This window comes from Pseudomonas sp. MPB26, assembly GCF_046605355.1.
GTDB classification, from domain to species: Bacteria; Pseudomonadota; Gammaproteobacteria; order Pseudomonadales; family Pseudomonadaceae; genus Aquipseudomonas; species Aquipseudomonas cedrina.
This window is the reverse complement of sequence record NZ_CP176793.1, coordinates 3,097,447-3,118,150: the sequence shown is the minus strand read 5'-3', so window position 1 is coordinate 3,118,150 and position 20,704 is coordinate 3,097,447. Positions and strand designations below refer to the sequence as shown.

The window sequence follows — 20,704 nt, the reverse complement described above, 5'->3', positions numbered from 1 at the left end:
AACAACTCGGGGCTGAAAGAACAGCCCCGGTTACTTAACGTTTTGCTGGAAGCCTCAACCTACGCGGTAGTTTGGCGCTTCCTTGGTGATCTGCACGTCGTGGACATGGGATTCAGCCATGCCGGCGCCGGTGATCCGTACGAACTCTGGCTTGGTGCGCATTTCTTCGATGTCGGCACTGCCGGTGTAGCCCATCGAGGAACGCAGGCCGCCCATCAGTTGGTGGATGATCGCGCTCAGGGTGCCTTTGTACGGCACACGGCCTTCGATGCCTTCCGGGACGAGCTTCTCGGCACCTGCCGAGGAGTCCTGGAAGTAACGGTCCGAAGAACCTTGCGCCTGGGACATCGCGCCCAGCGAACCCATGCCGCGGTAAGCCTTGTAGGAACGGCCCTGGAACAGTTCGATTTCGCCCGGCGCTTCTTCGGTACCGGCGAACATCGAGCCCATCATCACGCAGGAAGCACCGGCCACGATGGCCTTGGACAGGTCACCGGAGAAACGGATGCCGCCGTCGGCGATCAACGGCACGCCGGTGCCTTCAAGGGCCGCGGCGACGTTGGCGATGGCGCTGATCTGTGGCACGCCCACACCGGCGACGATCCGCGTGGTGCAGATCGAGCCAGGGCCGATACCGACCTTGACCGCATCCGCGCCAGCTTCGGCCAGGGCCTTGGCGGCGGCGCCGGTGGCGATGTTGCCGCCGATCACTTGTACGTCAGGGAAGTTCTGCTTGACCCAGCGCACGCGGTCGATCACGCCTTTGGAATGACCGTGGGCGGTGTCGACCACCACCACATCAACACCGGCAGCGACCAGGGCCGAAACGCGGTCGCCGGTGTCTTTGCCGGTACCGACGGCGGCGCCGACGCGCAGACGACCTTGGTCATCCTTGCTGGCCAGCGGGTAAGCCTTGGCTTTTTCGATGTCGTTGACGGTCATCATGCCCTTGAGGGCGAAGTTGTCGTCGACGATCAGCACGCGCTCGATGCGGTGCTTGTGCAGCAGTTCGCGCACATCGTTCTTGTCCGCGCCTTCCTTGACCGTGACCAGGCGCTCTTTAGGCGTCATCACTTCGCGGACGGTGACTTCAAGACGGTTCTCAAAACGCACGTCACGGGAGGTGACGATGCCGACCAGGTCGCCATCGTGCAGCACCGGAACGCCGGAGATATTGTGCAGGCGGGTCAGTTCGAACAGGTCACGCACGGTGGCGTCGGCTTCGATGGTGATGGGGTCTTTCACCACACCGGCTTCGTAACGCTTGACCTTGCGCACTTCGGCAGCTTGCTGCTCGATGGTCATGTTCTTGTGGATGATGCCGATGCCGCCTTCCTGAGCCATGGCGATGGCCAGACGGGCTTCGGTGACGGTGTCCATGGCAGCGGAAACCAGGGGAATATTCAGCTCGATGCCACGGGTTAGGCGGGTCTTGAGACTGACTTCGTTAGGAAGCACCTCGGAATAACCGGGCACTAGGAGAATGTCGTCGAATGTCAGAGCTTCTTGGCTGATACGCAGCATCGCGGGGGCTCCCGAGCGGGAAAATGGAAGCGCGCCATTATACTCAGACACCCCTCAGGTCTCAATGTAAAACTCTGACATATTTGGGAATAGTGATAGATGGAGAAATCTGGCTCCACCTGATCGTTCCCGCGCTCTGCGTGGGAATGCATCCTGTGACGCTCCGCGTCAGGACTTTAAGGCGGGACGCAGAGCGTCCAAGGCGGCATTCCCACGCGGAGCGTGGGAACGGTCACGGATAGGAGGGGTTAAAGCTCGACTCTGACCCAAGCGATCTTCTGGTCCAGCCAGTCGGCAAATTCGTCGATAAAGCTCTGCTTGAACCCCGCCTCCGCCCAGTTGTTGAAGATAAATCCCAGGTTGGAAAACCCGCATGCCTGCAGGAACAGGAACCCGTTGATGTCATCTTCATGCCCGCACAACGGGCAGGTGAAGTTGTCGGTGTGGCCGGGCATCCAGTCTTCCAGGCTGTCGAACAGCGCTTCGCCGACTTCTTTCAGGCATTCGGGGCAGCCGGCTTCTTCGAGAAAGCCCTTGGCCGGCGTGTAGATGCAGCGCTTGTAGATGATTTCCAGGCCATTGATCGGCTCGTTGAACGGCAACGCTTCGGGATGCAGCACCACCGCGCGGGCACCGTCGGCCAGGGCATAACCCATGCGGTTGCCGGTGCGCCCGCAGGTGGTCAGCTCTTCCTTGACGATGTTCTTGCGCACCAACCAGCGCACGATCGCCCGGGCGCGGGGCTCGTGGACGGGCAAGGTGGAGATTTTCGGGACAAGGATGCTTTGGGAGTTCATGGTACCTGGAGCCCTGCGGTGTGGCGTCTGACGCCTTCGCGAGCAAGCCCGCTCCCACATTGGACTGCATTCCTACAGGAGAAACGCGATCAATGTGGGAGCGGGCTTGCTCGCGAAGAGGCCCTGAAGGCTGGCAGCTTAATCCCTGAAAAAATCAGGTCAAGCACTCAAATACCGTCCAATCAGCGCAATCCCGCTCGCCAGCACCAACCAGGTCACCAGCCTTACAAACGCCTCACGGGACATCCGCATCGTCAGCCTGCGCCCGCACCACAACCCCAGCGCCATCGCCGGCAACAGACAAACCGCCAGCATCAACAAGGGCAGATCCGCATACACCCCGGCGATCAGGAACAGGCTCAAGCGCACCACCGTGCTGCAACTGATCAGCGCACTCTGCGTGGCCCGCGCCGCGTCCTTGGGCAGACGGCTGTTCAGGTAGATCGCATATAAAAACCCGCCGCTGCCGAACAACGCACCAAACAAGCCGCCGACCGTGCCCATGGGAATCGACCAGCCCACCGCCAACTGCGTGGGCCGCGCCTTTACCGCCAGGCTGTAGATCGCGTAGGCGCTGATAAACAGGCCCATCAGCAACAGCAACAGGTCAGAATGCAGGTTGAGCAGGAACATCACGCCCAATGTGCAGCCTATCGCCATGCACGGCAGCAATCGCAGCAGTTCTGATTTGTTCACGTCCCGCCGCGATTGCAGCAGGTTGCCGAACGCCGCCACAAAATCCAGCAGCACCAGCAGCGGGATGATTTTCGACAGTGGCATGAACAGGATCAGCAGCGGCCCCGCCACCAAGGCTGTACCGAAGCCGGCGATGCCAAACACGATGTACGCCACGACAATGCCCAGGGCGATAATCAGCCAATCCATAGCGCCAAACGACCACTGACTCATCAGCTCAACCGGGCTCATTGGGCAAATCCTTATTCGAGAGTGCTTCACTTTAGCCATTGGCGAGGGATGCGACTAATATCTTCAAAGCCCTCGACCTATCTTGAAAAGGCATGACGCGTGATTTCCACCCGCCAACTGCGTTACTTCGTTGAAATCGTCGACAGCGACAGCTTCAGTGCCGCCGCCGAGCGTCTGTTCGTGGCGCAATCGGCCTTGAGCCGGCAGATCAAGGCCATGGAAACCCAACTGCAGACCGCGCTGTTCGAACGCACCGCGCGCCAACCCCGACTCACGGCGGCGGGTGAAGCGTTCTACCCGAGAGCACGCAACTTGCTGAGTGAGTTGCTCAAGGCCAGCGACATGGCGACCCAAGTGGGCAACGGCGAACGGGGCACGCTGCGCCTGAGCCATTCGGGCACCGTGCCGATGAGCGGCCCGTTGCTGCAGGGCATCAGTACCTGGCTGGAGCGCAGCCCTGGGGTGTCGATGGATATCGCCAAGCTGTCCTCCGAAGCGCAGTTGGAAGACATCGCCGACGGCCGCCTGGACGTTGGGCTGCTGCGCCTGCCCGTGTTGCGCCAGCGTGACGGCGTACGTGTGGTGCCTTTGTACAGCGAGCCGTTATGGCTGGCGGTGCCGCCCAACCATCCCTTGGTGGGCAGCCATACGCCGGTGGAGTTGGCGCAACTCAAGGACGAGGCGTTTATCTCTATTCCTCATCCTCAGCGCGGCGGCCTGAGTTATCTGTCAGCCGAGTTGTGCATGCGCGCGGGATTTTTTCCCAAGGCCGCGCGAGTGATGTCACGCAAGACCACCCAGCTACAGCTGATCCAGGCCGGCTTCGGTATTGCCTTGTTACCAAAATCCATGCAGGACATCGCCCCGATCAACCTGCACTTTTTGCCCCTGGCCGACCCGGACTGCCTCAGCACGGTGGCCCTGGCCTGCGCGCAGGCGCCGAGCGCGCTGGTGGAGCAGTTCTGTCAAACCTTGCACGAATGCCTATAAACTGCCGCCCATGATTAAAGATCCCTTTGCCCGACTGGGCCTGGACCGCGAAGTCCTGACTGTCAGCCAGCTCAACGGCCGCGCGCGGGTGTTGCTCGAAGACGTGTTCACCAATATCTGGGTCGAAGGCGAGATCTCCAACCTCGCCCGCCCGGCTTCCGGCCACGTGTATTTCACCCTCAAGGACAGCGGCGCCCAGGTACGTTGCGCACTGTTCCGAAACAATGCGGCGCGCGTGCGCCAGGCGTTGAAGGACGGCCTGGCGGTAAAAGTGCGCGGCAAGGTCTCGCTGTTCGAAGGCCGTGGCGATTACCAACTGATCCTCGACACCGTAGAGCCGGCCGGTGACGGTGCGTTGCGCCTGGCTTTCGATGCATTGAAGGAAAAGCTCAGCGCCGAAGGCCTGTTCAGCGCCGAGCGCAAGGTGCCGCTGCCGGCGCATCCTCGGCGCATTGGCATTATCAGTTCGCCGACCGGCGCGGTGATCCGCGACATCATCAGCGTGTTCCGCCGCCGCGCACCCAACATCGAACTGACGCTGATCCCCACCGCCGTGCAAGGCCGCGAAGCCATCACGCAGATCGTCCGTGCGCTGAAACTCGCCGACACCCGCGGCTTCGACGCGCTGATCCTGGCGCGTGGCGGCGGTTCGCTGGAAGACCTCTGGTGCTTCAACGAAGAGGCGGTGGCGCGCGCGGTGGACGCCTGCGTCACGCCCATCATCAGCGCCGTCGGGCATGAAACCGATGTGTCCATCAGCGACTTCGTGGCGGACGTGCGCGCCCCTACCCCCTCGGCCGCCGCTGAATTGCTGGCCCCGGACGCCAGCCACCTGGTGCGCCAGGTCGAGAACCTGCACCGCCGCCTGGTGATGCTGATGCGTAACCGCCTGCGTCACGACCGCCTGCGCCTGGAAGGCATGGCCCGGCGCCTGCGCCACCCCGGCGAACGTCTGCGCCAGCAGGCCCAGCGCCTGGACGACCTGGACATGCGCCTGCGCCGCGCTTTCGAGCGTGGCCTCAACACCCGTCGTGAACGCCTGATCCGCCTGGAAACCCGCCTCGCCGGCCAACATCCGGGCCGTCAACTGGCCCTGCTGCGCCAGCGTCTGGACAGCCTCGCCGAACGCCTGCCCCGTGCCATGCGCGAAGGCCTCAAGGCGCGGCGCCTGCAATTGCAAAGCCAGATGCAGACGCTGCACGTGGTCAGCCCACTGGCAACCCTGGGCCGTGGGTACAGCATCTTGCTGGACGAGCGCGGCCAGGCGATTCGCAATGCAGCGCAAACCCGCACCGGCCAGCGCCTGACCGCGCGCCTCGGTGAAGGCCAATTGCAAGTGCGGGTGGAAGACAACCACCTGACACCTGTCACCCTTTCGTTATTGGATTGATTGATGCCACGTTTCTTTAGCCTGCTGATCTTGTTTTGCCTTGCCTTCAACGCCCACGCCGACAGCTACATCACCCGCACCTTGAACAAACCGGTGCCGGGTGGCGTGGCCGTGGTTGAACTGGGCCCCGCGGCAGCGGCGCCCAAAGCCACCTATCAGGGCAAGCCAGTGCTGGTGGTGAAGGAGGCGGACACCTGGCTGGCGATTGTCGGCATCCCATTGACGGCCAAGCCGGGCAACGAGCGCATCAGCAGCGGCGGACGCAGCTTGCCGTTTATCGTCGGTTACAAAAAGTACCCGGAACAGCGCATCACCCTGAAAAACAAAAGCCAGGTGAATCCTGAACCGGCGCAGCTCAAGCGCATCGAGTCGGAGCTGGCGGTGCAGATCAAGGCCTACCGCAGTTTCAGCCCGAACCTGCCAAGCAACCTGGTGCTCGACAAACCGGTGAACGGGCCGCTGTCGAGCAAGTTTGGCGTACGACGGTTCTTCAACGGTGAAGAGCGTAATCCCCATTCGGGCCTGGATTTCGCCGTGCCCGCCGGCACGCCGATCAAGACCCCGGCGAACGGTAAAGTGATTCTGGTGGGCAATTATTTCTTCAATGGCAACACAGTGTTTGTCGACCACGGCCAGGGCTTTATCAGCATGTTTTGCCATATGTCGACGATCGACGTGAAAGTCGGCCAGCAACTGGCGCGCGGCGCGGTGGTGGGCAAGGTCGGCTCGACGGGCCGCGCGACCGGGCCGCATATGCACTGGAATGTCAGCCTGAACGATGCGCGGGTAGACCCGGCGATCTTTATCGGAGCGTTCCAGCCTTGATATAAAGGGCGAGACGACAGGCCTCATCGCGGCATAGGTATCTACACAACTTTCAAAGGCCGGCGAGTTCCCCTGTGGCGAGCGGGCTTGCCTGCGATGGCGCCAGGCCAGTCGCCTCGATTGCGCGGCTGATAAACGTCACGCAAACAAAACGTGAACTCGCCGAAGTCAAAGCAATAAAATCTTGCAAATTACGCAAATAGCAGAACTTATCTCAATTTTTTCCGACTGCTTGCCATCTTTCACCCCGGCGGTTAGGGTTGAGCTTATGAAAACCTCTCACACCCTCATTCAGCTCCGCCAGCACCGCAGCCTGTGCCTCGTCAGCGCACGACTGCCAGGCTGAATCGATCTGCCTCGTCTCTAGAAAACATCCCAAAAACAGTTCTACGGCAGGCCGCCTTTTCTCGGCCCCTACAACAAAGGATTTCCCGATGAGCATGCTCAAAGACCCGTCTTCGAAGTACCGCGCGTTCCCGACCATCGATATCCCGGACCGCACGTGGCCTTCGAAAACCATCACCACCGCGCCGATCTGGTGCAGCTCCGACCTGCGTGATGGTAACCAGTCGCTGATCGAGCCTATGGATGCGGCGAAAAAGCTGCGTTTCTGGAAGACGCTGGTGGCTGTGGGCGTGAAGGAAATAGAAGCCTCGTTCCCGGCCGCGTCGCAAACCGATTTCGACTTCGTGCGCACCCTGATCGAAGACAACCACATCCCCGAGGACACCACCATCCAGGTGCTGACCCAGGGCCGTGAAGACTTGATCGCGCGCACCTTCGAATCCCTGCGCGGCGCCAAGAAAGCCATCGTGCATCTGTACAACGCCACTTCGCCGTCGTTCCGCCGCATTGTGTTCAACCAGGACAAGGACGGCATCAAGGCCATCGCGGTCAACGCCGCCAAGCTGTTCGTCAAATATGCCGCGCAGCAGCCGCAAACCCAGTGGACCTTCGAATATTCCCCGGAGACCTTCAGCGCCACGGAGCTGGAGTTCGCCAAGGAAGTCTGTGATGCGGTGATCGAGGTGTGGAACCCGACGCCCGAGCACAAGATGATCCTCAACCTGCCGGCCACCGTGGAGTGCGCCACACCGAATATCTATGCCGACCAGATCGAGTGGTTCGGTCGCCATATCAACCGCCGTGACAGCGTGATCATCAGCCTGCACACTCACAACGACCGTGGCACCGGCGTGGCCGCCACCGAGCTGGGCCTGATGGCCGGCGCCGACCGTGTCGAAGGCTGCCTGTTCGGCAACGGCGAGCGCACCGGTAACGTCGACCTGGTCACCGTGGCCTTGAACATGTACACCCAGGGCCTCGACCCACAGCTGGACTTCTCCGACATCGACGGCGTGCGCAAGGTCGTCGAGGAGTGCAACCAGATCCAGGTGCACCCACGTCATCCGTATGTCGGTGACCTGGTGCACACCGCGTTCTCCGGCTCCCACCAGGATGCGATCCGCAAAGGCTTCTCCCAGCAGAAAGACGATGCACTGTGGGAAGTGCCGTACCTGCCGATCGACCCGGCCGACATCGGCCGCAGCTACGAAGCGGTGATCCGCGTGAACAGCCAGTCAGGCAAGGGCGGCATCGCTTACCTGCTGGAGCAGGAATACGACATCAGCTTGCCGCGCCGCATGCAGATCGAGTTCAGCCAGGTGGTACAGGCCGAGACCGACCGCGTCGGCCTTGAGATGACCGCGCCGCAGATCTACGCGTTGCTGCAGCGTGAATACCTGCAAGCCAACACCCCGTACGCGCTGGTCAGCCATCGCCTGCAGGAAGAAAACGGCAACAGCTTTGTCGAGGTGGAAGTCTCGGGCAAGGGCCAGGGCGAAACCAACCTGCACTGGAAAGGCAAAGGCAACGGCGCGCTGGAAGCGCTGGTGGCGGGCTTGCCAATTGGTGTGGAGATCATGGATTACAACGAACATGCGATTGGGGCGGGCACCAACGCTAAAGCGGCGGCGTACATCGAGCTGCGCGTGAATGGCGAGCGTCCGGTGCATGGTGTGGGAATTGATGAAAACATCACGACCGCGAGCTTCAAGGCGCTGTTCAGTGCGCTGAACCGCTCGTTGAGCCAGCAGGAAGCGAAAGCGGCGTAACGGGCTGCTTAAATGTGGAAAGGCCTCTGGGTGAGAACCCAGGGGCCTTTTTTGTTGGCTGGGCTGGCCTCTTCGCGAGCAAGCCCGCTCCCACAGGTGACCGCATTCCGATGTGGGAGCGGGTTTGCCCGCGATAGCGGTCTGTCAGACAAACTGAAAGCTATCGGCATCCAGATTAGCCGGGAACTTGGTGCGATACGCCGCCAATTCGCGCGCATCCAGATTCACCAGAAACACCCCATCCGCCTCCCCCGCGCTCAGCAAGGTCTCACCCTGGAAATCCAGCACTTGACTGTCGCCGGTATACGCGAATCCCTTCCCATCCGTGCCGACCCGATTCACCGCCGCCACATAACACAAATTCTCGATGGCCCGCGCCGGCAATAAGCGGTTCCAGTGCAACCGCCGCGCACCCGGCCAGTTGGCGGTATACAGCAACAGGTCGGTGTCCTGGGCATCGCGACTCCACACCGGGAAGCGCAGGTCGTAGCAAATCAACGGACGGATGCGCCAGCCCTTCAATTCAAACTGCACCTGGCGCTCGCCGGGAGTGTAGTGATCATGCTCACCCGCCATGCGGAACAGGTGGCGCTTGTCGTAATGCAACACTTCCCCATCGGGACGCGCCCACAGCAAGCGATTGCGGTGGCTGCCGTCGGCGGCCTGGATGATCACGCTGCCGGTGATCACCGCGTTGTACTTCGCTGCCTGGGCCTGGAGCCAGTGATGGGTGGGACCGTTCTCTGGCTCGGCGAGGCTGGCCGACTCCATGGAAAAGCCGGTGGTGAACATCTCGGGCAGCACGATCAGATCGGCGCCCCTGGCCTGCTCCAGCAGTCGCTCGAAATGCTCGAGGTTGGCCTGGCGATCGTGCCAGGCCAGGGTGGTCTGAACCAAGGCAATATTCAGGTTGGGCAAAGCGGTCAAATCACGCATAGTTTTTCGGCTGCCTGTCGCAGCGTGTCCTCGCGTTTGGCAAAGCACAGGCGCACCAGGCGCTGGCCTTGGGGTGGGTTGCGGTAGAACACCGAGATGGGAATCGACGCCACGCCGTGTTCGCGCGTCATCCATTCGGACATGGCGACATCATCCAGGTCCGGACGAATCCGGGAATAATCCACCAGTTGAAAGTAAGTCCCCACCGATGGGCTGAAGCTGAACCGCGACGGCGCCAGCAACTGGCAGAACAGGTCGCGCTTGGCCTGGTAGAACGCCGGCAGCGCAACCACATGCTGCGGGTGCTCGGCCATGAAGTCGGCCAGCGCGTACTGCAACGGGGTCACGCCACAGAAACTGACGTATTGATGCACTTTGCGCAGCTCGGCCGTGAGGGCCGGCGGCGCAACCACATAGCCGGTCTTCCAACCGGTCACGTGATAAGTCTTGCCGAACGAGCTGACCACGAACGCACGCGGGTACAGCTCCTCGTGGGCTAGGACGCTGACGTGTGGCACGCCATCGAATACCAGGTGTTCATATACCTCGTCACTGAGCAGATAAATATCGCGCCCGCGAATCAGCTCGGCCAGTTGGTCCAGCTCCTCACGGCTGATCAGCGCGCCGCTGGGATTGTGCGGGCTGTTGAGCACAATCATGCGCGTGCGCGGCGACAGCGCGGCCTTGATGCGCTCGAAATCCAGGCTGAAATCCTGCAAGTCCAGCTGCACATGCACGCAGCGCCCCCCGGCCAGCTCTACCGAGGGCGCGTAGCTGTCGTAGCAAGGGTCGAAGATGATCACTTCGTCACCGTTGCGGATCACAGCCTGGATTGCGCAGAAAATGCCCTGGGTAGCGCCGGGCGTGACGGTAACTTCACGGTCGGCATCGACGCTGACACCGTAGCTGCGGGCAATCTTCGCCGCCACCTGCTGGCGCAGCGCGGGCAAACCGCTCATCGGTGCGTATTGGTTATGGCCGCTGGCAACGTGTCGACCCACGGCGTCGAGCAAGTCTTGAGGGCCATTGAAGTCGGGGAAACCCTGGGACAGGTTGATTGCACCGGTTTCGGCCGCCAACTGCGACATGCGGGTAAAAATTGTCGTGCCGACATTCGGCAGCTTGCTGGTGATCATGAAAGGCCCCTGCAGGTGAGGCCCAAGTTTTAAGCTGCTAGCTATAAGCGGGTCAACCGTCGCGCACAAAAAAGGGCTCAAAAAGAGCCCTTTCTTGCAGCGTGTAGCTTACAACGTGAAGCTGCCGCTATTTCTTGTCGCGGCGCTTCTTGTCGGCCTTCTTGTGGTGAGTCATCAAGCGACGCTTCTTGTTCACCTGACGGTCGGTCAGCGTGTTCTTGTTACCTTCGTACGGGTTCTCGCCGCCCTTGAACTCGATGCGGATCGGCGTGCCGACCAGTTTCAAGACACGGCGGTAGGTGTTTTCCAGGTAGCGCACATAGGACTTGGGCACCTTCTCGATCTGGTTACCGTGGATCACGATAATCGGCGGGTTGGCACCACCCAGGTGGGCGTAACGCAATTTGATCCGGCGGTTGTTTACCATCGGCGGCGCGTGCTCGCCCACTGCGTCTTCCAGTATCTGGGTGAGGCGGTTGGTCGGCCAGCGGGTGACCGCGGACTTGAACGAGTTCTGTACGGAGGCGTAGAGGTTGCCCACGCCGGTGCCGTGCAGCGCCGAGATGAAGTGGATATCGGCGAACTCGACGAAGAACAGGCGACGCTGCAGCTCGATCTTGACGAAATCGCGCTCGCTGGGCGTCATGCCGTCCCACTTGTTGATCGCGATTACCAGGGCCCGACCGGCTTCCAGGGCGAAGCCCAGCAGGTTCAGGTCGTGGTCCACCACGCCTTCGCGGGCGTCCATCACGAAGATCACCACGTTGGCGTCTTTGATCGCCTGCAGGGTTTTGACCACGGAGAATTTTTCAACTTCTTCGTGGATCTTGCCGCGCTTGCGCACACCGGCGGTGTCGATCAGCGTGTACTTCTCGTCGTTGCGCTCGAACGGGATGTAGATGCTGTCACGGGTGGTGCCGGGTTCGTCATAGACGATTACCCGGTCTTCACCGAGCATACGGTTGACCAGGGTCGACTTGCCGACGTTAGGACGGCCGATGATGGCGATCTTGATACCGTCTTTTTCACTAGGGCCAGGAATGCGCTTGGCTTCCTCACCTTCGGCGACGATCTCTTCCTCACCCTCTTCTTCCTCATCGTCATCCTTGGGAAAGGTGCTGAGGGCAATTTCCAGCATCTGCGTGATGCCGCGACCGTGGGCACCGGCAACCGGGATCGCGTCGCCCAGGCCCATCGGGCTGAATTCGGCACGGGCCGCCTCGGGATCGATGTTGTCGATCTTGTTCGCGACCAGGTAGGAACGCTTGTTGCGCTTGCGCAAATGCTCGCCAATCATCTGGTCGGCGGCGGTGTAGCCCGCACGGGCGTCCACCAGGAACAACACGACATCGGCTTCTTCAATGGCAAGCAGCGACTGCTCGGCCATTTTTTCGTCCATGCCATGTTCGTCACCGGAAATACCACCGGTGTCGACAATAATGTAGGAGCGCCCCTGCCACTTTGCCTCACCGTATTGGCGATCACGGGTCAGACCGGACAAGTCGCCGACGATGGCGTCGCGAGTCCTGGTCAGGCGGTTGAACAAGGTGGACTTGCCGACGTTAGGTCGGCCCACCAGGGCGATTACGGGAACCATGCGGCTCTCCACTTCGTTATTTCAGAAAATACAAAAGCCGCTGCAGGGCAGCGGCTGGTGCTCGACTGTAGGAGCGAGCTTGCTCGCGAAGAACGCAAAGGCTCCGCGTTTATTCAGACAGCACGCGTTATCGTTAACGATTTTCGCGAGCAAGCTCGCTCCTACAGGTGAAGCTGCCAGAGGGCTAAGCCCCCAAGCATAGTTCTTACTTGATGGTCAGGGCTTCCAGCTTGCCGCTGTTGCCATACACATACAGCATGTTACCCACCACCAGCGGACGCGCACGCAGGCCGTCGCTGTCGATACGCTCGCGACCGACAAAGCGACCGTCTACCTGGCTCAGCAGGTGCAGGTAGCCTTCGAAGTCACCCACGGCCACGTAGCTGGAGAACACCTCCGGTGCCGACAGTTGACGGCGAGCCAGGGAATCGTTGCTCCACAATGCAGTGGTGGAACGCTCGTCGACACTTTCAACAGTGCCGGACGCCAGGCTCACATAGACGCTGCCAAACCCTTGGGCGACACCGGCGTAGCTGGAAGCATCACGCTGCCAGTTAACGCGACCGCTCTGCAGGTCCAGTGCCGCCACACGGCCCTGGTAGGTAGCGACGTAGAGGGTTTCACCGGACAGTAGCAAGCCGCCATCGATGTCCACAACACGATCCAGCTCGGAACGACCTTGCGGGATGGCCACGCGGGTTTCCCACGCCGGCACGCCGTTGCGGGTATCCAGGGCGACCACTTTACCGGTCGACAGGCCTGCAACAGCCAGATTGTTGGTCACAATCGGACCACTGGTACCGCGCAACGTCAGCACCGCCGGGGTGCTGTCGTACAACCAGCGCTGTTCGCCAGTGCTGGCGTCCAGGCCGATCACGCGGTCATCCTGGGTTTGTACCACGACGATATCGCCGTTGGTCGCAGGCGGTGCGAGCACTTCACTGGTCACGCGAGCGCGCCATTTCTCTTCACCCGTGCTGGAATCCAGGGCCACGACTTCGCCCTTGAGCGTGCCGAGCATCACCATGCCATAGCCCACCCCTACGGCACCCGACACAGGCAATTCCAGATCCTTGGACCACTTCACGTCGCCGTTCATGCGGTCCATGGAGGTCACCACGCCGGTGACATCAGCGGCCACAATGTTGTCGCCGTCAATTGCCGGCACCAACATGTTGTACGTCTCGCCCTGACCGTCACCGATGGAGCGGCTCCACTGCTTTTGCAGGACCACTTCTTCCTTGAAGCTGGTCAGCTCCGCAGGCGGCAGTTCTTTTTTACTGTTGCTGCTGCAACCCGCGGCCAGAACGGCCAGAGCCAGCAATGCTGCATGTTTCCACCGGATCACGTCACGCATCCCCTTTGGCCAGGTCGTCCAGCTTGATTTGTAAGCCACCGACCGCCGCTTCATCAGACAGCGCCGCCTTGGCTTTTTGGTACGCAGCATTGGCTTCGTCGGTACGACCCAATTGGACCAACAGGTCACCCTTGAGCTCTTCGCGAGTGGCTACGAATGCCTTGTCAGCATCGCCGTCGAGCAGTTTGAGTGCTTCGTCGGCCTTGTTCTGTGCCGCCAGTACCTGAGCCAGGCGCTGACGTGCGATTTCACCCAGGGTCGGGTTGGTCGGCTTGTCGGCGATGGCCTTCAGCTCTGCGGCGGCGTCGTCCAGCTTGCCGGTATCGACCGCGACTTTCGCGACGAACAGGCTACCGTATTGGGCGTAGGTGCTACCGCCGAATTCGTTCTTCAGCTTGCCGGCCAGGTCCGCAACCTGCGCGGGGTCCGGTTTGCCATCCGGCGTCAGCGTGGTTTCCAGCAATTGCTGATAAACGATCGAGGCGCCCTGGGACTGGTTGGCCTGATACTTGGTCCAGGCTTGCCAGCCGAACACCACCACTAAAGCCAGCAGGCCGCCCGTGACCAAGGGCTTGCCGTTACGCTGCCACCAGTCCTTGAACTCGGCCAGTTGATCATCATCAGAACTCGACACCCCAGTACTCCTTAATCGCTAAATTCGGCTGTTCGACAGCTTCAACCCTGCACGACGCAGGTGGCCAAGTGCGCAGCGAGCGCATCAAAGGCAATGTTCTGTTGCTCGCCCTGGCCACGCAGGGGTTTGAAACCTATCACTTGCTGGGCCAGTTCGTCATCGCCGAGGATCAGCGCATACAGCGCGCCGCTCTTGTCGGCCTTCTTGAACTGGCTCTTGAAGCTGCCGGCGCCGGCGTTCACCTGCAGGCGCAGGTTCGGCAGTTGGTCACGCACTTTTTCGCTCAGGGCCAGGGCTGCCAGTTCGGCCGCCTCGCCAAAGGCGCAAAGGTACACGTCCACCTGACGGGAAATTTCTTCGGGGACCTGCTCCAGGGTCTCAAGCAGCAGGATTAACCGCTCGATACCCATGGCGAAACCTACGCCGGTAGTCGGCTTGCCGCCCATCTGCTCGACCAGGCCGTCGTAGCGACCACCGGCACACACGGTGCCCTGGGCGCCGAGTTTATCGGTGACCCACTCGAACACGGTCTTGCTGTAATAGTCGAGGCCGCGCACCAGCTTTGGATTGATGACGTAAGGGATACCGGCCGCATCCAGGCGAGCCTTGAGGCCCTCGAAGTGCGTGCGGGATTCATCGTCCAGGTAGTCGGCCATTTTCGGCGCATCGACCAGTACGGCCTGGGTGTCGGCGTTCTTGGTATCGAGCACGCGCAACGGGTTGGTCTTCAGGCGGCGCTGGCTGTCTTCGTCCAGCTTGTCCAGGTGGGCAGACAGGTACTCGACCAGCGCGACCCGGTAGCGACCACGGGACTCACTGGTGCCCAGGCTGTTGAGCTCGAGCTTGACCGCGTCGCGGATGCCCAACTGGCCCCACAGGCGCCAGGTCAGCACGATCAGCTCGGCGTCGATGTCCGGACCGTCCAGGTTGAAGACTTCGCATCCGATCTGGTGGAATTGGCGGTAACGGCCTTTCTGCGGACGCTCGTGACGGAACATCGGGCCGATGTACCACAGTTTCTGGGTTTGACCGCCACCCGTGATGCCATGCTCCAGTACAGCGCGCACGCATGCGGCGGTACCTTCCGGACGCAGGGTCAGGGAATCACCGTTGCGGTCTTCAAAGGTGTACATCTCTTTTTCGACGATGTCGGTCACTTCACCGATGGAGCGCTTGAACAGCTCGGTGAACTCGACGATCGGCATGCGGATCTGCTTGTAACCGTAGTTATCCAGCAGGCGCGCGACCGTGCTCTCGAAGTAGCGCCACAGTGGCGTCTGCTCCGGCAGGATGTCGTTCATGCCGCGAATGGCTTGCAGAGACTTGCTCACATCAAATCCTTAAATTCGTTCTTAGCCGCGCGCGATCAGCGCTGCGTCAGCCGCGACCTTTTCGGCCGCTCTCTGGCGGATCAGTTTTTCGAGCTGATCCACCAGATTGTCATTCGTTAACTTCTGCGCCGGCTTGCCGTCGATGTAGATCAGGTTCGGCGTACCGCCGGTCAGGCCCACATGGGCCTCCTTGGCTTCACCCGGCCCGTTCACCACGCAACCGATCACTGCAACATCCAGCGGCACCAGCAGGTCTTCGAGACGCAATTCCAGGTCGTTCATGGTTTTCACCACGTCGAAGTTCTGCCGCGAGCAGCTCGGGCAGGCAATGAAATTGATACCGCGGGAACGCAAACGCAGGGATTTGAGAATGTCGTAGCCGACTTTCACTTCCTCTACCGGGTCTGCCGCCAGGGAGATGCGGATAGTATCGCCAATCCCTTCGGCGAGCAGCATACCGAGACCCACCGCAGATTTCACTGTGCCTGAGCGTAAACCGCCGGCTTCAGTGATACCCAGGTGCAACGGCTGCACGATTTCCTTGGCCAGCAGGCGGTAGGCTTCTACCGCCATGAACACATCGGAGGCCTTTACGCTGACCTTGAAGTCCTGGAAATTCAGGCGTTCCAGGTGCTCGACGTGGCGCAGCGCCGATTCAACCAACGCCGCGGGAGTAGGCTCGCCGTATTTCTTTTGCAGGTCTTTTTCCAGGGAACCGGCGTTGACGCCGATGCGGATTGGAATGCCACGATCACGGGCCGCGTCCACCACCGCACGCACACGGTCTTCGCGACCGATGTTGCCTGGGTTGATGCGCAAGCAGTCCACACCCAACTCGGCCACGCGCAACGCGATCTTGTAGTCGAAGTGAATGTCGGCAACCAACGGCACCTTGACCAGTTGCTTGATACGACCGAAGGCTTCGGCCGCGTCCATGTCGGGTACGGAAACCCGCACGATGTCCACGCCAGCCGCTTCCAGACGGTTGATCTGGGCAACAGTGGCAGCCACGTCATTGGTGTCACTGTTGGTCATGCTCTGCACCGCGATGGGGGCATCGCCACCCACCGGCACCGAGCCGACCCAGATCTTGCGCGATACGCGACGTTTGATTGGAGATTCGCCGTGCATGACTATTGTCCCAACTTGATTCGAGCGGTCTCGCCGCTGGTGAACGGCGCCACGTCCACAGGCTGGCCGTTATAGGCCACTTGCGCGCCACGGGCAAAGCCCAGACGCAGCGTCAAAGGAGGCTTGCCGCCCTGCTCAAGCGTATCTCCCTTACGCTTCAGACCGCTGAACAGCACTTTGCCGTTGCCGTCGGTGAGTTGCGTCCAGCAGTCAGCGACGAACGTGATCTGTACGCGTCCATCACCGGCGATCAACGCTGGGGTGGTCGGCGGCGAAATCGCAGGGGTGGCTGGCGTGGCTGCCGCTGGCGCCTGCGCTGGAGCGGCCGGTACGTGGGCCTGGGCGGCTGGAGTGTGGGCCGGCGCGGTTGGCGTGGCGGGAGCCGGTACTGCAGCGGTCGCGGCAGGCGCGGTCTGCGGTGCCGGCTGTTCGCTGGCAACCGGCGCTTCAGGCGCGGCCTGGCTTTCGGCGACAGCCTGGTCTTCCGGCTCGTCCAGCGGATGAATCTGGGTGGTGCCGTCGGCGCTTTCGACCTCGACGTGCTCCATGGCGTTGCTGGTCAAGTCCTTGGTGCGCTGGGACGCCTGGTCCTGCCACCAGACGAAACCGCCACCGATCACGGCGATCAGCAGCAACAGGCTGACGATTCGCAAAATGGTATGGGAAACCCGCGTTGGCTCTTCAATGCGACCCAGGCCATGCACATTGCTGCCTTGGGAGTCGGTGCCGGTGAATTGGTCGAATTGCTGGACCAGGATGGCCTGGTCGATACCCAGCAGTTTGGCGTAGGCACGGATATAGCCGCGGGCAAAGGTGTGCCCAGGCAGCTTATCGAACGCGCCGGCTTCCAGGTTGCCCAGGGATGTGGTGGTCAAATTGAGCTTGAGGGCCACTTCCGCCAGCGACCAACCATTGCTTTCGCGGGCCTGACGCAAGGTGTCGCCTGGGTTTACGCGATTAGCTGCTACAACTTCCGGGTGCGCCGCTTTCATCATTGCTCCGACAGGTATTGCTGATATTCCGGCGTACCGGGATAGAGTCGTTCGAGTTGCTGGCCAAAACGTGCGGCCGTGTCGCGTTCTTCATGAACCGTCGCCAGGCGCACACCGAGCAATAGACTACGTGCATTTTGCCCACTGAGCAGGCTAAAACGCTCGTAATAGTCACGTGCCGGCACATAATGCCTGTCTTCGTAGGACAACTCAGCCATTTCGAGCAATGCCCGAGGCTGGCGACCATTCAAATGCAGGGCTTTTTCCAGCTGCTGGCGGGCACTGTCGCGCTGGCCCAGGTGTATCGAGGTCACCCCAAGGTTCTCGAACACCCGCGAACGCTCAGGGTAGAGGGTATCGGTGCTGGCCTGCTGGAAATAAAGGGCGGCCTGGTCATAGCGTTTCTGCGCGAACAGGAAGCTGCCGTAGTTGTTGAGCAGCCGCGGGTCGCCAGGGCGTGCGGCCAGGGCCTTGAGGAAATACTGTTCAGCCAGTGCTGGCTCGGCCTGGGCCTGGAACACCAAGGCCAGTGCGCCATTGGCGTCGGCATCGTCGCCGTCCAGCTCAAGGGCCTTCTTCAACGGTACCTTGGCCTGCTCGCTCATGCCTTGCTGCAGGTAACCCAAACCGAGTTGCACATAGGCAACGCGCGCCTCTTCACGGCCTTTACCGGTGTGCAACGGGCTGTCATGGCCCGATGAAACACAACCGGCCGCGAGACCGGTAACAAGCAAAAGCAGCGCAAGGCGCAAGGGCATAGAGGTCCTCTCTCAGATTCGATTTACAGCAATCAGCGGCAAATCGTCGGCGGTGTTCAGTTCGCGCCCGGCGATGTAACGCTCGCTGCGGCGGGTGCGGTCCATCACCTGCCCTACCAATTGGCCACAGGCGGCGTCGATGTCTTCACCACGAGTGGTGCGCACGGTGACGTTGTAGCCGGCCTGGTGCAGTTGATCCTGGAAACGGCGAATGGCGTTGTTGCTTGGCCGCTCGTAGCCAGAATGCGGAAACGGGTTAAACGGAATCAGGTTGATCTTGCATGGGGTGTTCTTGAGCAATTCGATCATCTCGACCGCATGCTCGACCTTGTCGTTGACGTCCTTGAGCATGGTGTACTCAATGGTCAAGACGCGCTTCTCGCCCAAGGTCGCCATATAACGCTGGCAAGACTCGAGCAGCATCTTAAGCGGATACTTCTTGTTGATCGGCACCAATTGGTTACGCAATGCGTCATTCGGTGCGTGCAGCGACAAGGCCAGGGAGACGTCGATGTGCTTGGCCAGCTCATCGATCATCGGTACCACGCCGGAGGTCGACAGGGTCACACGGCGCTTGGAGATGCCGTAGCCCAGGTCGTCCATCATCAGGTGCATGGCCGCAATGACGTTGTCGAAGTTCAGCAGCGGCTCACCCATGCCCATCATCACCACGTTGGTGATGGCACGGTCGACGGTCGCCGGGACGCTGCCAAAGGATTTGTTGGCAATCCACACCTGGCCGATGACTTCGGCGGCGGTGAGGTTGCTATTGAAGCCTTGCTTGCCGGTGGAGCAGAAACTGCAGTCCAGGGCACAGCCTGCCTGGGACGAAACGCACAAGGTGCCGCGCTTGCCCTGGGGAATGTAGACGGTCTCGACACAGCTGCCGGACGCCACGCGCACCACCCATTTGCGGGTGCCGTCGGTGGAGATGTCCTCGCTGACCACTTCGGGACCACGAACCTCGGCAATGGCCTTGAGCTTGTCGCGCAGGGCCTTGCTGACGTTCGTCATGGCGTCGAAATCGTCGACGCCAAAGTGGTGAATCCATTTCATTACCTGACCGGCACGGAAACGCTTCTCCCCGATTGAGTCGAAGAATTTCTCCATTTCCGGCTGAGTCAGCCCCAGCAGGTTGGTTTTAACAGTCGATGTCGTCATGGATTCACCCTCACTCTTTAAGCCGATGCTTAGCGAGCGGTTACTTCAGTAGCAGCGAAAAAGTACGAGATTTCGCGAGCAGCAGCGGCTTCGGAGTCCGAACCGTGTACAGCGTTGGCGTCGATGGACTCGGCGAAGTCAGCACGGATGGTGCCGGCAGCCGCTTCTTTAGGGTTGGTAGCACCCATCAGTTCGCGGTTCAGCGCGATAGCGTTCTCGCCTTCCAGCACCTGAACAACAACAGGACCGGAGATCATGAAGGCAACCAGGTCGCCGAAGAAACCACGAGCGCTGTGCTCAGCGTAAAAGCCTTCAGCTTCGGCTTTGGACAGTTGCTTGAGTTTCGAAGCTACAACCTTCAGGCCGGCTTTTTCGAAACGAGTGGTGATCTCGCCGATGACGTTTTTTGCAACAGCGTCAGGCTTGATGATGGAGAAAGTACGTTGAACAGCCATGGTGTAACTCCAGAAACGGTAATTTACGAAAAATTAAACCCGCGAATTATACGCGGGTTATCAGGTATTGCCTAACTGCGTAAAGACGGCTCAGTCTGCTTCTTCGATCCACAGGCCCTGAATCGCCTCCAGAACCTTCTCGCCACCGCGGTCAGGAACGTCGTCGAAGTCCGGCAGCTCCATGACGAGGTTGCGCAGCTTGACGAAGTTCACCGTAAGAGGATTGACCTCAGGATGAGCCTCTGCAAGTTGTATAGCGATTTCTTGTACATCAACCCATTTCAGGCTCATGACAGTTCCTTGAATCAATGCGGCGCTTCGGCTGCATGGTTGAGCGAATATTTCGGAATTTCGACGGTGATGTCTTCCGTCCCGACCTTTGCCTGACAGCTTAGACGCGAAGTCGCTTCCAGGCCCCAGGCGCGGTCGAGGAAGTCTTCTTCCAGCTCATCCGCCTCTTCCAGGCTGTTGAAGCCTTCGCGGATGATGCAGTGGCACGTGGTGCAAGCGCACACACCGCCGCAGGCGCTTTCGATTTCGATGTGGTTGTCGTGGGCCACTTCCAGGATGGACTTGCCGGTCTCAGCCTCCACGACCATACCGTCCGGGCAATGCTCGGCGTGTGGCAGAAAAATGATCTGCGGCATCA

General features: G+C 60.7%; 20 protein-coding genes. 4 read left to right on the top strand and 16 right to left on the bottom strand.

The genetic code is table 11. The features are described 5' to 3' along the window. Positions 1-54: 54 nt before the first annotated feature. The 3 genes from guaB to ACLH0H_RS14345 all read right to left on the bottom strand — a co-directional run bounded on the left by guaB (position 55) and on the right by ACLH0H_RS14345 (position 3,248). A complete protein-coding gene (gene guaB, locus ACLH0H_RS14355; RefSeq protein ID WP_124424893.1) occupies positions 55-1,524 on the bottom strand; it encodes an IMP dehydrogenase in 1,470 nt (489 codons plus the stop codon). Positions 1,525-1,772: 248 nt separating this feature from the next. Beyond that, positions 1,773-2,321 carry a sugar ABC transporter ATPase gene (locus ACLH0H_RS14350; RefSeq protein ID WP_411378537.1) on the bottom strand — a complete coding sequence of 183 codons (549 nt, stop codon included), beginning with the start codon at positions 2,319-2,321 and terminating at the stop codon, positions 1,773-1,775. 159 nt (positions 2,322-2,480) lie between these two features. Then, positions 2,481-3,248 (bottom strand): sulfite exporter TauE/SafE family protein, encoded by a 768-nt coding sequence (locus tag ACLH0H_RS14345; protein WP_411378536.1) that lies wholly within the window; start codon positions 3,246-3,248, stop codon positions 2,481-2,483. A 99-nt stretch (positions 3,249-3,347) separates the two neighbouring features. Between ACLH0H_RS14345 and ACLH0H_RS14340 the strand changes: the two genes are divergently transcribed. The 4 genes from ACLH0H_RS14340 (at position 3,348) to leuA (ending at position 8,567) form a co-directional block, all read left to right on the top strand. Further along, positions 3,348-4,238, top strand: a complete 891-nt coding sequence (locus tag ACLH0H_RS14340; RefSeq protein WP_411378535.1) for a LysR family transcriptional regulator — start codon at positions 3,348-3,350, stop codon at positions 4,236-4,238. 10 nt (positions 4,239-4,248) lie between these two features. After that, a complete protein-coding gene (gene xseA / locus ACLH0H_RS14335) occupies positions 4,249-5,628 on the top strand; it encodes an exodeoxyribonuclease VII large subunit (RefSeq protein ID WP_411378534.1) in 1,380 nt (459 codons plus the stop codon). Between the two features lie 3 nt (positions 5,629-5,631). Beyond that, positions 5,632-6,453 (top strand): peptidoglycan DD-metalloendopeptidase family protein, encoded by an 822-nt coding sequence (locus tag ACLH0H_RS14330; RefSeq protein ID WP_411378533.1) that lies wholly within the window; start codon positions 5,632-5,634, stop codon positions 6,451-6,453. A 434-nt stretch (positions 6,454-6,887) separates the two neighbouring features. Next, positions 6,888-8,567, top strand: coding sequence for a 2-isopropylmalate synthase (gene leuA / locus ACLH0H_RS14325; protein WP_078734566.1), 1,680 nt, complete (start codon positions 6,888-6,890; stop codon positions 8,565-8,567). A gap of 144 nt (positions 8,568-8,711) precedes the next feature. Here the strand turns inward: leuA and ACLH0H_RS14320 are convergent, their stop codons facing one another. From ACLH0H_RS14320 to fdx, 13 genes are all read right to left on the bottom strand, one after another. Next, positions 8,712-9,503, bottom strand: coding sequence for an amidohydrolase (locus ACLH0H_RS14320; RefSeq protein ID WP_411378532.1), 792 nt, complete (start codon positions 9,501-9,503; stop codon positions 8,712-8,714). After that, entirely contained in the window at positions 9,491-10,639 is a 1,149-nt protein-coding gene (locus tag ACLH0H_RS14315; RefSeq protein WP_411378531.1) for a pyridoxal phosphate-dependent aminotransferase, read from the bottom strand. The genes ACLH0H_RS14320 and ACLH0H_RS14315 overlap by 13 nt, the downstream gene beginning before the upstream one ends. 127 nt (positions 10,640-10,766) lie before the next feature. Then, positions 10,767-12,236, bottom strand: coding sequence for a ribosome biogenesis GTPase Der (der, locus tag ACLH0H_RS14310; RefSeq protein WP_122540547.1), 1,470 nt, complete (start codon positions 12,234-12,236; stop codon positions 10,767-10,769). 205 nt (positions 12,237-12,441) lie between these two features. Next, positions 12,442-13,593, bottom strand: a complete 1,152-nt coding sequence (bamB, locus tag ACLH0H_RS14305; RefSeq protein WP_076949871.1) for an outer membrane protein assembly factor BamB — start codon at positions 13,591-13,593, stop codon at positions 12,442-12,444. Continuing rightward, a complete protein-coding gene (locus ACLH0H_RS14300; protein WP_076949872.1) occupies positions 13,586-14,227 on the bottom strand; it encodes a YfgM family protein in 642 nt (213 codons plus the stop codon). Before ACLH0H_RS14300 ends, bamB begins: the two co-directional genes overlap by 8 nt. Before the next feature lie 41 nt (positions 14,228-14,268). Then, positions 14,269-15,558, bottom strand: coding sequence for a histidine--tRNA ligase (hisS, locus tag ACLH0H_RS14295; RefSeq protein ID WP_076949873.1), 1,290 nt, complete (start codon positions 15,556-15,558; stop codon positions 14,269-14,271). A 21-nt stretch (positions 15,559-15,579) separates the two neighbouring features. Continuing rightward, entirely contained in the window at positions 15,580-16,689 is a 1,110-nt protein-coding gene (gene ispG, locus ACLH0H_RS14290) for a flavodoxin-dependent (E)-4-hydroxy-3-methylbut-2-enyl-diphosphate synthase (protein ID WP_411378530.1), read from the bottom strand. A 2-nt stretch (positions 16,690-16,691) separates the two neighbouring features. Next, positions 16,692-17,681, bottom strand: a complete 990-nt coding sequence (locus ACLH0H_RS14285; RefSeq protein WP_411378529.1) for a RodZ domain-containing protein — start codon at positions 17,679-17,681, stop codon at positions 16,692-16,694. Then, complete coding sequence (gene pilW / locus ACLH0H_RS14280) at positions 17,681-18,439, bottom strand: type IV pilus biogenesis/stability protein PilW (protein ID WP_186691277.1); 759 nt, start codon at positions 18,437-18,439, stop codon at positions 17,681-17,683. Before pilW ends, ACLH0H_RS14285 begins: the two co-directional genes overlap by 1 nt. Before the next feature lie 12 nt (positions 18,440-18,451). Beyond that, complete coding sequence (gene rlmN / locus ACLH0H_RS14275; protein ID WP_411378528.1) at positions 18,452-19,600, bottom strand: 23S rRNA (adenine(2503)-C(2))-methyltransferase RlmN; 1,149 nt, start codon at positions 19,598-19,600, stop codon at positions 18,452-18,454. A 29-nt stretch (positions 19,601-19,629) separates the two neighbouring features. Next, positions 19,630-20,055, bottom strand: coding sequence for a nucleoside-diphosphate kinase (gene ndk, locus ACLH0H_RS14270; protein WP_003175956.1), 426 nt, complete (start codon positions 20,053-20,055; stop codon positions 19,630-19,632). A gap of 90 nt (positions 20,056-20,145) precedes the next feature. Further along, positions 20,146-20,346 (bottom strand): Fe-S cluster assembly protein IscX, encoded by a 201-nt coding sequence (gene iscX, locus ACLH0H_RS14265; RefSeq protein ID WP_057021707.1) that lies wholly within the window; start codon positions 20,344-20,346, stop codon positions 20,146-20,148. 14 nt (positions 20,347-20,360) lie between these two features. Further along, a complete protein-coding gene (gene fdx, locus ACLH0H_RS14260) occupies positions 20,361-20,702 on the bottom strand; it encodes an ISC system 2Fe-2S type ferredoxin (RefSeq protein ID WP_057723961.1) in 342 nt (113 codons plus the stop codon). Positions 20,703-20,704 lie beyond the last annotated feature (2 nt).

Coding starts and splice junctions, on each gene's coding strand:
- iscX (WP_057021707.1), bottom strand. CDS start 20,346: ATGAGCCTGAAATGGGTTGATGTACAAGAAATCGCTATACAACTTGCA.
- pilW (WP_186691277.1), bottom strand. CDS start 18,439: ATGCCCTTGCGCCTTGCGCTGCTTTTGCTTGTTACCGGTCTCGCGGCC.
- fdx (WP_057723961.1), bottom strand. CDS start 20,702: ATGCCGCAGATCATTTTTCTGCCACACGCCGAGCATTGCCCGGACGGT.
- bamB (WP_076949871.1), bottom strand. CDS start 13,593: ATGCGTGACGTGATCCGGTGGAAACATGCAGCATTGCTGGCTCTGGCC.
- guaB (WP_124424893.1), bottom strand. CDS start 1,524: ATGCTGCGTATCAGCCAAGAAGCTCTGACATTCGACGACATTCTCCTA.
- ACLH0H_RS14350 (WP_411378537.1), bottom strand. CDS start 2,321: ATGAACTCCCAAAGCATCCTTGTCCCGAAAATCTCCACCTTGCCCGTC.
- ACLH0H_RS14345 (WP_411378536.1), bottom strand. CDS start 3,248: ATGAGCCCGGTTGAGCTGATGAGTCAGTGGTCGTTTGGCGCTATGGAT.
- ispG (WP_411378530.1), bottom strand. CDS start 16,689: ATGCACGGCGAATCTCCAATCAAACGTCGCGTATCGCGCAAGATCTGG.
- ACLH0H_RS14315 (WP_411378531.1), bottom strand. CDS start 10,639: ATGATCACCAGCAAGCTGCCGAATGTCGGCACGACAATTTTTACCCGC.
- ACLH0H_RS14285 (WP_411378529.1), bottom strand. CDS start 17,681: ATGAAAGCGGCGCACCCGGAAGTTGTAGCAGCTAATCGCGTAAACCCA.
- ACLH0H_RS14320 (WP_411378532.1), bottom strand. CDS start 9,503: ATGCGTGATTTGACCGCTTTGCCCAACCTGAATATTGCCTTGGTTCAG.
- leuA (WP_078734566.1), top strand. CDS start 6,888: ATGAGCATGCTCAAAGACCCGTCTTCGAAGTACCGCGCGTTCCCGACC.
- rlmN (WP_411378528.1), bottom strand. CDS start 19,600: ATGACGACATCGACTGTTAAAACCAACCTGCTGGGGCTGACTCAGCCG.
- ACLH0H_RS14330 (WP_411378533.1), top strand. CDS start 5,632: ATGCCACGTTTCTTTAGCCTGCTGATCTTGTTTTGCCTTGCCTTCAAC.
- ndk (WP_003175956.1), bottom strand. CDS start 20,055: ATGGCTGTTCAACGTACTTTCTCCATCATCAAGCCTGACGCTGTTGCA.
- der (WP_122540547.1), bottom strand. CDS start 12,236: ATGGTTCCCGTAATCGCCCTGGTGGGCCGACCTAACGTCGGCAAGTCC.
- xseA (WP_411378534.1), top strand. CDS start 4,249: ATGATTAAAGATCCCTTTGCCCGACTGGGCCTGGACCGCGAAGTCCTG.